The 11,647-nt window shown below is 42.4% G+C and carries 10 protein-coding genes; 4 read left to right on the top strand and 6 right to left on the bottom strand.

The annotated features are described in order from the left end of the window. Both FTU70_RS07690 and FTU70_RS07685 read left to right on the top strand, forming a co-directional pair. On the top strand, positions 1–660 hold a 660-nt coding region (locus tag FTU70_RS07690), incomplete at its 5' end, for an RNA-guided endonuclease TnpB family protein (protein ID WP_180060407.1). Between the two features lie 127 nt (positions 661–787). After that, positions 788–1,123: a type II toxin-antitoxin system HicB family antitoxin gene (locus FTU70_RS07685; RefSeq protein WP_004974672.1), complete on the top strand. Its 336-nt coding sequence runs from the start codon at positions 788–790 to the stop codon at positions 1,121–1,123. Positions 1,124–1,213: 90 nt separating this feature from the next. Here the strand turns inward: FTU70_RS07685 and plsB are convergent, their stop codons facing one another. Next, the gene (gene plsB / locus FTU70_RS07680) at positions 1,214–3,778 is read right to left on the bottom strand and encodes a glycerol-3-phosphate 1-O-acyltransferase PlsB (RefSeq protein ID WP_004974675.1); all 2,565 of its coding nucleotides are present in this window, start codon (positions 3,776–3,778) and stop codon (positions 1,214–1,216) included. A 304-nt stretch (positions 3,779–4,082) separates the two neighbouring features. Here plsB and FTU70_RS07675 point away from each other — a divergent pair, with 304 nt between their 5' ends. Together FTU70_RS07675 and FTU70_RS07670 are read left to right on the top strand one after the other, a co-directional pair. Beyond that, positions 4,083–4,955: an acyl-CoA thioesterase II gene (locus tag FTU70_RS07675; protein ID WP_154320299.1), complete on the top strand. Its 873-nt coding sequence runs from the start codon at positions 4,083–4,085 to the stop codon at positions 4,953–4,955. Between the two features lie 165 nt (positions 4,956–5,120). Beyond that, entirely contained in the window at positions 5,121–6,362 is a 1,242-nt protein-coding gene (locus tag FTU70_RS07670) for a dicarboxylate/amino acid:cation symporter (RefSeq protein ID WP_004974680.1), read from the top strand. Positions 6,363–6,440: 78 nt separating this feature from the next. On the opposite strand, the gene FTU70_RS07665 is transcribed toward FTU70_RS07670, so the two are convergent. The 5 genes from FTU70_RS07665 to FTU70_RS07645 form a co-directional block, all read right to left on the bottom strand. After that, the gene (locus tag FTU70_RS07665; protein WP_019836869.1) at positions 6,441–6,854 is read right to left on the bottom strand and encodes a VOC family protein; all 414 of its coding nucleotides are present in this window, start codon (positions 6,852–6,854) and stop codon (positions 6,441–6,443) included. Between the two features lie 216 nt (positions 6,855–7,070). Continuing rightward, complete coding sequence (yihA, locus tag FTU70_RS07660) at positions 7,071–7,913, bottom strand: ribosome biogenesis GTP-binding protein YihA/YsxC (RefSeq protein WP_180060406.1); 843 nt, start codon at positions 7,911–7,913, stop codon at positions 7,071–7,073. 130 nt (positions 7,914–8,043) lie between these two features. Continuing rightward, on the bottom strand, positions 8,044–8,487 hold the full coding sequence (locus FTU70_RS07655; RefSeq protein WP_004974689.1) for an Rrf2 family transcriptional regulator: 444 nt from the start codon (positions 8,485–8,487) through the stop codon (positions 8,044–8,046). Positions 8,488–8,578: 91 nt separating this feature from the next. Next, entirely contained in the window at positions 8,579–9,790 is a 1,212-nt protein-coding gene (hmpA, locus tag FTU70_RS07650; RefSeq protein WP_004974691.1) for an NO-inducible flavohemoprotein, read from the bottom strand. Between the two features lie 239 nt (positions 9,791–10,029). Continuing rightward, on the bottom strand, positions 10,030–11,613 hold the full coding sequence (locus tag FTU70_RS07645) for a helicase HerA-like domain-containing protein (RefSeq protein WP_179989917.1): 1,584 nt from the start codon (positions 11,611–11,613) through the stop codon (positions 10,030–10,032). Positions 11,614–11,647 lie beyond the last annotated feature (34 nt).

Genomic DNA, 11,647 nt, shown 5'->3' with positions numbered 1-11,647 from the left:
AAATACACGTTAAAAACAGGTTCATTTGTAGAGGATAGCCGTGGGCGTTGGTATGTATGTCTTGTTGTTGAATCGCCTAAGCAAGATAAATCGACAGCAACCAAATCGATTGGTATTGATCTAGGCTTAAAAGATATTGCCACCTGTTCTGATGGCACTGTAATTTCAAATCCAAAATTCTATCGAAAATATGAGCAGAAATTATGTATTGCTCAGAGAGCCAGGAATAAGAAGCGTGTTCGTGCATTACACGCCAAGATTGCAAATAGTCGAAAAGATCATTTGCATAAAGCAAGCACCAAGCTTGTGAATGAAAATGCATTGATTATTGTAGGTGACTTGAGTGCTAAAAAATTAGTAAAAACCAAAATGGCAAAATCTGTTTTGGATACAGGATTTTCGGCACTAAAAACAATGCTCAAGTATAAATGCGAGAACGCAGGCGTATTGTTTGAAGAAGTCCAAGAAGCCTATACCACCCAAATCTGTTCGTGCTGCGGTGAGATCACCTCAAGTAGTCCCAAAGGTAGTACAGATCTTGGAATAAGAGAATGGGAGTGCATGAGCTGTGGTACAGCTCATGATCGAGATATAAACTCAGCTCTAAACATTCTTGCGCTTGGGCATAAGCGTCTAGCTGTAGGAATCACCCTCTTTTAAGGGGGTGAGGATGTCAAAACCTCAAAACCGAGCACATGGTTTTACTGCATCGACCTCACCCTGAAAATGAAATCAAAGGTGGGGCATTGAAAGCTGTAAAGCAAGCACTCAAGCAGGAGGGTTTTTTATGAGTTATTTTAAATACAAAGGTTATCTCGGGACGATTGAACCAGACCTTGAAACAGGTGAGTTGTTTGGAAAATTGGCGTTCATTCGAGATCTTATTACTTATGAGGCTGAAACCTTAAAAACACTTGAGCAAGCTTTTCAGGAATCGGTAGATGGATATTTAGATTCTTGTGCAGAATTAGGGAAGAAACCTGATCAGCCATTCAAGGGAACATTTAATGTTCGTATCAGTCCTGAATTACATCGCAAAGCTGTTTTAGCTTCGGAGGAGAGTTCTTTGAATGCATTTGTGAGTGATGCAATTCAAGAGAAATTAATGCGCTTAGGTGTATGATTTTATCAATGCTATAAACTTTATTCTATATTCAATTTAAAGCATAGCGACCTATTGCTATACAGATCGCTATGTTTTTTTGTGTGAAAATTACTTCTTCTTACGTTTTAAGCGTTTCTTCGCCTGTTGTGCAGCAAGAGCCTCTAACGCCTCACGCAATTCTTCATCGCTAAAGGTGGTGATGTGTTGCAGCATCTGTAAAGTCACATCATCCAACACCAAATTGGCGTATTGTGCGACGTTTTTAAAGTTATCATCAAACACAATCGCATTGTCACTGTTGGTGCTGATATAACCTTGCTGAGTTAAGACTTTAATAAAGCTTTGGAACAAGGCTTTGTCAAAGAATTCAGGTGAGTTGAATTCATACAGCACCGACAAACGCTGACCGACCAAATGGCTGAGTTCTTCGACCTGACGTGCCGAAATATTGCCTGAGCCGCGTTGTGTAATCAGCGCCAGTGTCATGTAATAACGCTCTAAACTCTGCATTACAGGTGCAGCCAATACTACCAACTGGTTATGGTCTTCACTATTTGGTGCAGGTGAAATTAAGTTGCCTTCCGCATCTTCAGAAATCAATTTGGCCTGAATTAACGCTTCTACATAGGCACAAATCCGTTCTTTGAGTTCCTGATCTTGCCATTTCAAGAACAACTCAGCTTTCAGGAACGGATATAAAGTACGAATGACGTTGATTAAATCACCACGACGAATCGAACCATTATGTTTCACCAATGCTGCAATTAAAGATGGTAAGACAAAGGCATGCAAAATATTGTTGCGGAAGTAGGTGAGTAACACCGCCTGATGGTCTTCAATCGCGATAATATCGCCCAAAACGTGCTGCACTCGTTTAATCAGTTTGAGTTTTAAGCCGTAGGCAATAATTTCTTTACCTGATAATGGTGTGACTTGAGTGCGCTCATCATAAGGCAGGGCAGTGAGCAGATTACGGTAAGTGTCTAACTGCTTCACACAAATTTCTTCATCCAAGGTATGTTTTGGTGTTGCCAGTAAAATCAGCGATAACAAAGATACCGGGTTAATTACCGCAGCACGGTTAATGTTTTCCAAAATCGCATGTGCTGAAGTATTCACTGCATCTGACACTTGTGGTGGAATAGGATCATCATTTTTTTCAATGCTGATGTGTTCGGCATCGTGTTGTTTTAGAACATCATCTAAAAACACAGGTTCGCCAAAATTGACATGTACCTTGCCAAAAATCCGTTCAATCTTGCGCATGGTTTTTAAAATGCCCATTAGCGATTCAGATTCTTTTGGCTTGCCTTGCATTTCACCGACATAGGTTGAACCTTCCATCAGGCGTTCATAACCAATATAAGTTGGCACAAAAGCAATCGGTTTAGCACGACCACGCAAATGACTGTGAATGGTCATGGCGAGCATGCCTGTTTTTGGTGGCAACAAGCGGCCTGTACGTGAACGTCCACCTTCAATAAAGTATTCAAGCGGCGTGTTACGCGACAAAATACTGAATAAATATTCTTTAAAGACGGTTGTGTATAAGCCGTTGCCACGGAAAGTACGACGGATAAAAAACGCACCGCCACCACGAAGCAATTGACCTACAAATGGCATATTCAGGTTATCGCCCGCAGCAATGTACGGCACCATCATGCCGCGTTTGTAAATCACATAAGACAGCAATAAATAGTCGATATGACTGCGGTGACATGGGGTATAGATAATTTCATAGTCTTTGGCCAGTTCGCGCACGGTACTAAAATTATGCACTTCCACGCCATCGTACAATTGTGTCCATAAGCGGGTCAGTGCCATATCGGCAAAGCGTACCGCTGCATGAGAGTAGTCCGACACGATTTCATTTAAATAACCAATCGCACGACGCTCGGCTTCAATCACGCTAATTTTACTGCGTAAACTTTCACGACGAATGGCATCTTGCACATCGGGAGATTTAATCAGACTGAGCATGACATTGCGGCGGTCAGACAAGTCTGGGCCAAGTACGACTTCACGTTGTCCATCTAAGTAATTATTTAGAGTGTTAACAATAAAGGTCGCAGGCGACAGGTTCGGATGCTCAGTTTTGGCATGTTCAATTAAAGCGCGTAATGATTGTGGCTCGTGAAATTCCAAATAAGACTGACGACCATGCACCCCAATATTCATTAACTGCTTGACTGTGCCAGGCGTTGCCCACGTATCGGTAAACAGTAGTTTAAACCACGAATCCTCTTTGTCTGGAGAACGTCCCCACAACACGGTCACAGGTACCAATTCAATATCAAGTTCTGGGTGTTGTTCTAATTGTTCAATTAAACGTAACAAGCGTGGCGGAAAAGCATAAGGTGGTGGATTGAGTAGGTTGTTCTCATCGTGATGCTGTAAAAACAGAATCGAGGCTTTTTCTTTATGTGAACCCATCACCAATGGATCAAGCGCAGGCGTGAGTTTTAAGCGACGTGTTTCGCCATCGACCACCAAGGCATTGCTGCGTGAGTGATTTTGCAATACGTAGCAAGTTATCTTGGTGCGAGTGGCATTTGAGTCTACACTTTGCGCATCCTTGACAGGGACTTCACCCAAAACATGCGGTGTCACCACAAGGTCAAGCAGCTTACCAGAAAGCTGACGATACATTTGACCAAAACCACGCTTGGACATATTCACTCCTACTTCATCACCTAAGTCCCTAGCCAGTAGGGAATTTATTTTGCGTCATTGTATCTAATAATCGCGCTGCATTTTTAGATAATTTGCATGAATATTGTTAGATTTTATCGTTAAAAATCGTATTTTTAGCAAAATTGATCGGCTAAGTTGTGACACAGCGGTCAGTCTTTGATGGGTAAAAGATGCAGAATCTATGGCAAAATAGCAGGCTTAAAATAGTCAGTTTATTTTGACGATTTATTTTTTCATCGACTTCGATCCCGCATCCCCAATTTCCGCCATACATAGGTTAGTTATGAACGCACTCACACAAGAGCTGGTTGAACTTCTTTGTTTAGAAAAGTTAGAAGAAAATATCTACCGAGGTATCAGTCGTAACTTGGTGGGTAAACGTGTTTTTGGTGGACAGGTTTTGGGACAGGCTTTACGTGCTGCATCTTATACCACTGATCGTCCTGCGCACTCATTGCATGCCTATTTCTTGTTTGGTGGCGATGTCAACGCACCTATTATTTATGAAGTTGACCGTTTGCGTGATGGTAAAAGTTTTTCTAGCCGTCAAGTACGTGCCATTCAGCATGGGCGTACCATTTTTACTGCGATGGTGTCCTTTGCGCCGTTGGAAGACGGTCTGAATTATCAAATTTCAGAGCCAAACTATCCTGCAGCAGAAGCTTTAAAAAACGAAGCGGAACTCAAACAGCATATTGTCGAGTTTGTACCTGAAAATGTGCGTGCCAGTTTTATGCGTGATCGCTTGGTGGAGATTCGCCCGATTAATCCGAGCAATCCATTTTTACCGCAGCCTGAAGAACCTGCTTATGCACACTACATTCGTACCCATGACAGCATTTCACCAGAGGTGGATGAAGTGTCTTTGCATCAGGCAATTGCGGCATTTTATTCAGACTTCACGTTAATGACCACAGCACTGCGTCCGCATGGTTTGAGCTATTTATCACCAAGTTTGCAGTGTGCCAGTATTGACCATGCCATGTATTTCCATAAACCGTTCCGTGTGGATGACTGGATGCTGTACGACATGGAAGCCACCATTAGCACTAGTTCGCGTGGTTTGAACTTTGGGCGCATGTGGCAAAATGGTGAATTGGTGTGTAGCACCAGTCAGGAAGGCTTGATTCGTTTACGTGAAATCGAAACGCAATAAAATATAGCCTTTAAAATCTACATTCATCAGCCGACATTCATGTCGGCTTTTTTACATCCTGAAGCACGATCTGAACCTAATCAAAGTGCGCTAGAAAAATAATACTCGATTCAATTTCAGCCACATGGCATAGTCCACACATCACATTAAAAAACTCAATTGCGTATGAGCCTCAATACACAAATTCTAATTGCCGCAATTTTGGGTGTGGTGTTTGGTTTTATTCTGAATCTATTTCCAGACAGCACATTTTTTAGCGCCAGTTTGTATGGCATTGGTTTAATGAGCAGTATTTTTATTGGTTTACTGAAAATGCTGCTGATCCCACTAATTTTTAGCTCAATTGTGGTCGGTGTGTCGAACTTACAGGCTGTAGGGCAATTGAGTCGAGTCTGGAAAATTACGTTGGCGTGTTGTGTCACCACCACGACTTTGGCTTTAATTTTAGGTTTGGCGTGTGCGCATTTATTTGCAGTGGGTAAAGGCGTAGATATTGTGATGTTTCAAGATGCTATGGCGCAGCATCAAAGCCCAGACACGCTTACGCCGTCTTCGTTTTTTACCAATTTCATTCAAAACACCTTAATCAATCCGTTTAAAGCTTTTGCCGAGGGTAATGTTTTGGCAGTGGTGATATTTGCCTTATTGGTGGGTGTGGCGCTGGTCAAAGGCGGGGAGCACTTTAAAACGGTACGTAAACTCAGTCAGCAATTTTTTGAAATTATGATGTTGATGATTGGCTGGGTAATGAAACTGGCACCTTTGGGGATTTTTGCTTTATTGGCTAAGTTGGTTGCAACCGAAGATATTTCAGTCCTGAGTCGTTTGGCAGAGTTTGCTGCAGTGGTCACGGGCACCACGATTTTTCATGGTGTGGTGGTCTTGCCTTTGCTGTTGTGGATATTTGGCAAAATGGATCCGATCACCTTTTTTAAAGGCACACGTGCTGCCTTAATTACGGCTTTTGCCACCAGTTCCAGTTCTGCCACTATGCCACTTTCGATGAAATGTGCGCAGGAAAATTTAGGTGTGCGTCCGCAAACTGCAGGCTTTGTGATCCCGTTAGGTACACAACTGAATATGGATGGAACGGCATTGTATGAAGCTGCAGCGGCTTTGTTTGTTGCCAATTTAATGGGGCTGGATTTAAGTTTAGGACAGCAATTAATTGTCTGTGCCACAGCCATGATCGCTTCTTTGGGCGCGCCTGGTATTCCAAGCGCAGGTATGGTGACGATGATTATGGTATTACAATCGGTGGGCTTGCCTGCAGAAGCGATTGCGATTTTATTGCCGATCGACCGTTTGTTGGATACTGTGCGTACTGTGGTCAATGTGCAGGGCGATATGATGATTAGTGTGGTGGTCGATCGGCATACTCGTGATGACCCTGCACTGCATTCCTGATAATGGGTTTAAAATCGAATCAAGTTTTCAGCATCATCCTGTTTTATTGTGCTATGCAAAGACATGAGCCAAAGCAGATTAATCCCAACATGGGCTGTAGGCCACTTCCCAAATATGACCATCTAAGTCCTGAAAATAACCTGCATAACCGCCGTAAAAGGTGCTCTGTGCAGGTTTTAAAATTTTCGCACCTGCATTTTTTGCTTGTTTCAATACCTGATCGACCTCGAGTGGGCTATGTACATTATGTCCTAAAGTGATTTGTGCAGCACTGCTGGCTGTACCTGTTAAGCCTGTATCTTGTTGTAAACTTTGTTTAGACCATAAAGCCAGTTTTAAGCCTGCTTGCAGTTCAAAAAAGACCACCGCACCTTGTTCAAATTCCTGTCCAATAATACCTTCAGTTACAAGTCCTAAGCCGTCGCGGTAAAAATCGAGTGCACGTTGTAAATCTTCTACCGCTAAGGTAATCACTGAAATGTGTGCCTGCATGTTTGATCTCCTTATCTTATGTAATTGTTTAAGCGTTTAATTGTTATGATCTTGACAGTAGGGCATTTCTGGCTGCGTTGTAAAGTGCAACTTTGGTGGAGAGGGAGATTGTGATTACGGCGTAAAACTGAAAGTGGACATGCAAATAAAAAGTCCTATTCGAGATTGAGCGAATAGGACTTTATGTTATAGACCAATAGTCAGTAATTTAACGGACTATTTGGTTTCGGTATCAGATGCGGTTAAATAGTCAGTTTCTAAAAATTCAGGCTGATCAACATCAACATCAACATCATCGCCAGTCGCTTCTGGAATGCTGTCTAAATCAAATTGATGCGCTTGTTCTAAGGTAAAGTTCAAACGTCCGCCCATCACACTCGCAAGTTCTTCCAAACCTTGCTTATTGAGTGATGAAAACAATTGAATCGAGAAATCTAGTTTCATCTTTTTCAACTGCTGTTTGACTTCAAGCAATACTTTATTGGCAGGGCCGCGGTTGAGTTTGTCCGATTTGGTGAGCAATACATGCACGAACAATTTACGCGAATACGCCCATTCCAGCATCATCACATCAAAGTGCTGTAAGGGATGGCGAATATCCATCAGTAACACCAAGCCTTGTAAACTTTTACGATGAATCAAATAATTTTCGAGTTCTTTTTGCCACACAATTTTCATGGCTTCAGGTACGGCTGCATAACCATAACCGGGTAAATCGACCAAACGCTGTTCGGGGTTGCCCAAACTAAAGAAGTTGATCATTTGAGTACGACCCGGTTTTTTAGAAGCACGTGCCAATTGTTTTTGATTGGTTAAAGCATTAATTGCACTGGACTTACCTGCGTTGGAGCGTCCTGCAAAAGCCACTTCGTAGCCAGTATCTTCTACACATAAATTCAGTTTAGGCGCACTCATTAAAAACTCGGCTTTACGCAGCCAGTTTAAGGCGCGAACAGAGTATTCAGTAATGGCAGGGTCTACTTTTTTCTCGTAGCTAATTTTCTGCCGTGGCTGTGCTGCTGCCTTACTGTTTTTCGATTTTCCTCTGCTATGGTGCATAACTTAACTTCAATTCATGGTCTACAAACAGGTATTATAAAGCAAGTCATACAGGCAAGCGACCTTTGCGCCCTGAATGCCCGAAAAAAGCAACATCTAGGATGATATTGCTTTGACCGTTTAAGTTACTTTAAAGATGAATCAGCGGGATTGGAGATTGTGTACTGAACTGTAAATTGGGTACAGGCTGTAGCACTTCACCCAAGCTGTATTGATCTAAGCTTTGATAAAACTGTTCCATTGCCTGATTGAGAATGCCTTTTAGTCCACATTGCGCACGCAGCACGCAGGGCGGGGTATTACACTCTACAATTTGATTTTCACCTTGCAGGATTCTCACCACATGACCTAAACGCAAAGGCAATGCTTCAGGATGCAAGCGAATCCCGCCACCTTTACCACGAGTGGTAATTAGCCATCCTTGCTTACCCATAAAGTGAACGATTTTTACCAGATGGTTCTGGGAAACATGCAAATCCTGTGCAATTTCCGCAATGGTATAGGGTACATCTCGAGGACGCGAGATATACATTAAAATACGCAGCGCATAGTCGGTGAATTTATTTAATTGCATGATCGCACAGATGTTTTTTTAAATACAAATAAATTAAGGCTAGTCTAGCATAACTAGACTAGCCTTACCTATTAGCTTTTAACGCTTTAGATTAGTGGCGAACACCACCTGTACCAAACGCTTCGCTATGGATTTGCTCATCTTTGATGCCACGCGCAAGTAAAGCTTTGCGCTGTTCTGCCATGAATGGCATTGGACCACATAAGTAGTAATCTGCATCGGCTGGTAACAGCGCTGCATCTACAGTGCTGAGGTCTAAACGACCAGCAACATCGTAATCTTGACCCAGTACATCACCTTCGTTCGGGAACTCATACGCAGTCAACGTATGAATACGTGGACATTTCGCAGTTAAGTCTTGAAGATGCTGTTTCATCGCATGCACTTGTTTGCTACGACATGCGTGAATGAATGTCACAGGTTGTGGTACATCTAAAGTCACTAATTGATTCAACATCGCAATCATTGGTGTTAAGCCTACGCCACCACTAATGAAGACATTACGTTTGTTGCTGTCGATGAGGAAGAAGTTACCTGTTGGTGCAGATACTTCAACTTCAGAACCTTCTGGTAATTGGTGCAATACGTTCGATACCCAACCTGCAACTTTATCTGCACCATTGCCTGGCTCACGTTTTACAGAAATGCGTAAGTAATCTTGTTGTGGGCTAGTCGATAGTGTGTATTGACGTGGTTGCTTCAAGCCAAGTTCAGGAACAAATACACGTACTGAAATATATTGACCTGCTTCGTATTTTGGTAAATCGCCGCCATCTACTGGCTCAAAGTAGATTGAAGTGATTTCGTCACTTTCTACAACTTTCTTGGCAATTTTGAAATTACGCCAGCCTAACCAGCTGCCTTTAGTTTGTTCGTGTTGTTCGTAGATTGCACGTTCAGCATTAATAAACACTTCTGCTAACTGACCATAAGCAGCTGCCCATGCATCAATTAGAGGATCTTCCATTGAAATATTTAATACTTCGCTAATAGAGTGAAGTAGGTTTTCGCCCACAATATTATAGTCAGGTGCTTGAATGTTTAAGCTCACGTGTTTGTGGGCAATCAATTCAATCACAGGCGCAAGCACAGAAGGATCTTCAATGTTTTCAGCATAAGCCAATACAGCACCTGCAAGCGCTTGAGCCTGCGCACCACTACGTTGGTGACCCATGTTAAAGGTTTCTTTTAGATCAGGATTATTCCCCAACATGCGGTTATAGAAATAACCAGTCAGTGCGACACCATTTTCACGGAGTACAGGAACAGTTGCTTTTACAAGGTCAATTTGCTGTGGAGTCATGTTCGATCTCTCATGGCTGTTATTTATAAGATGTATTCAAAATACATCTTATAAATAAGGATTGCAAACATTTTTTTGTGAAACCTTAAAAAAAATATGGATTATAAAAATATCCCATTATTTTTAAAGTTTTTATGGGGTTTGTAGATGTGACAGCGAGAGGTTTGTAAGTGTTCATTTAGGTTTTGGATGGTGCATCCATGAATGAAATCTATACAAACCTCATCGTTTATAACATGCTATTTCTTACCAAATAATGACCCTAACAAACCTCGTACAATTTTCTGCCCTGTAGAACCGCCTAAGCTGCGTGCTGCGCTTTTGGCAAAGGTACCCACAATATCCTGAGTCAGTTTTTCACGCTGTTTGGCAGCGCGTTCTGCTTCTTTTTGCTGTTCGCGGGCTAGACGTTCTTGCTCGCGCGCTTGTTGTTTGGCCAGTGCCTCGGCCTCTTTAGCCTCTTGCTTGGCGCGAGCTTCAGCTTCTTTGGCTTCAATTTTAGCTTGTTCTGCTGCTGCCGTTTGTTGCTGACGTTGTTCAACTTTTTGTTGCAGCATTTCATAAGCACTTTCACGATCTAGCTGCTGCTCATAAACACCTGCAATAACACTTTGGCTGATACAGGCTTGACGTTCTTCTGTGCTAATTGGGCTAAACGATGAGTAGGGTGGCATTACCCAAGCACGTTCTACAATTTGTGGTGTGCCTTGTTCATCTAAGCAACTAATTAAGGCTTCACCTACCGCAAGTTCGGTAATGGCTTGTTCAACTTTAAAGTCTGGGTTGGCACGGAATGTATCTGCGGCAGTTTTTACTGCTTTTTGGTCTTTGGGTGTAAAAGCACGTAAGGCATGCTGAACACGGTTACCCAATTGTCCCAATACGCTTTCAGGCAAGTCCAGCGGGTTTTGGGTCACAAAATAAATCCCCACGCCTTTAGAGCGAATTAAGCGTACCACTTGTTCAATTTTTTCTTGTAGCGCGCTGCTGGCATTGTCAAATAACAAGTGTGCTTCATCAAAAAAGAACACCAGTTTTGGCTTGTCCATATCGCCCACTTCAGGCAATTGTTCAAACAGTTCTGATAACATCCATAATAAAAAGGTGGCGTACAGTTTTGGCGTGTTCATGAGTTTGTCTGCAGCCAAAACATTAATATTGCCGCGTCCTTGACTGTCAGTTTGAATAAAATCCAAAATATCCAAACTTGGTTCACCAAAGAATTTATCACCGCCCTGATCGGCTAAAGCCAGTAAATTACGCTGAATCGCACCCAAACTGGCTGGAGAAAGATTGCCATACTCAGCTTTAAATTCACTGGCGTGTTCGCTGACATAGGTCAGCATGGCTTTTAAATCTTTAAAATCAATCAGTAATAAACCCTGATCATCGGCAATACGGAATACCGCAGACAACACGCCCTCTTGGGTGTCATTCAGGTTCAGCATTTGCGCCAATAATAACGGGCCAATTTCAGAAATGGTGGTACGAATCGGATGACCTTGTTCGGCAAATAAATCCCAAAACACCACAGGAGATGCTGCAAACGGAATGCTTTCGATACCTAAGCTCTTAATACGTGCATCAAACTTTGGGCTGCTGCTGCCTGCTTTGGCTAGACTGGAAACATCGCCTTTGGCATCGGCTAAAAATACGGGTACACCAATTCGTGAAAAGCTTTCTGCCAAGACTTTTAAGGTGACGGTTTTACCTGTACCTGTTGCACCTGCAATTAAACCGTGGCGGTTGGCAAACTGTGAATGTAAAACCACGTCTTGTTGAACGTCGGCAGTTTTTTTACCAATAACGATTGCTGTACTCATATTTTTATCCTGATTTATATAGCTATTGTTAAAA

It is taken from the genome of Acinetobacter sp. YH12135 (assembly GCF_013418565.1).
Lineage (GTDB): Bacteria > Pseudomonadota > Gammaproteobacteria > Pseudomonadales > Moraxellaceae > Acinetobacter > Acinetobacter towneri.
The sequence above is the reverse complement of the archived record's forward strand: the minus strand, read 5'-3'. Positions and strand labels throughout refer to the sequence as shown.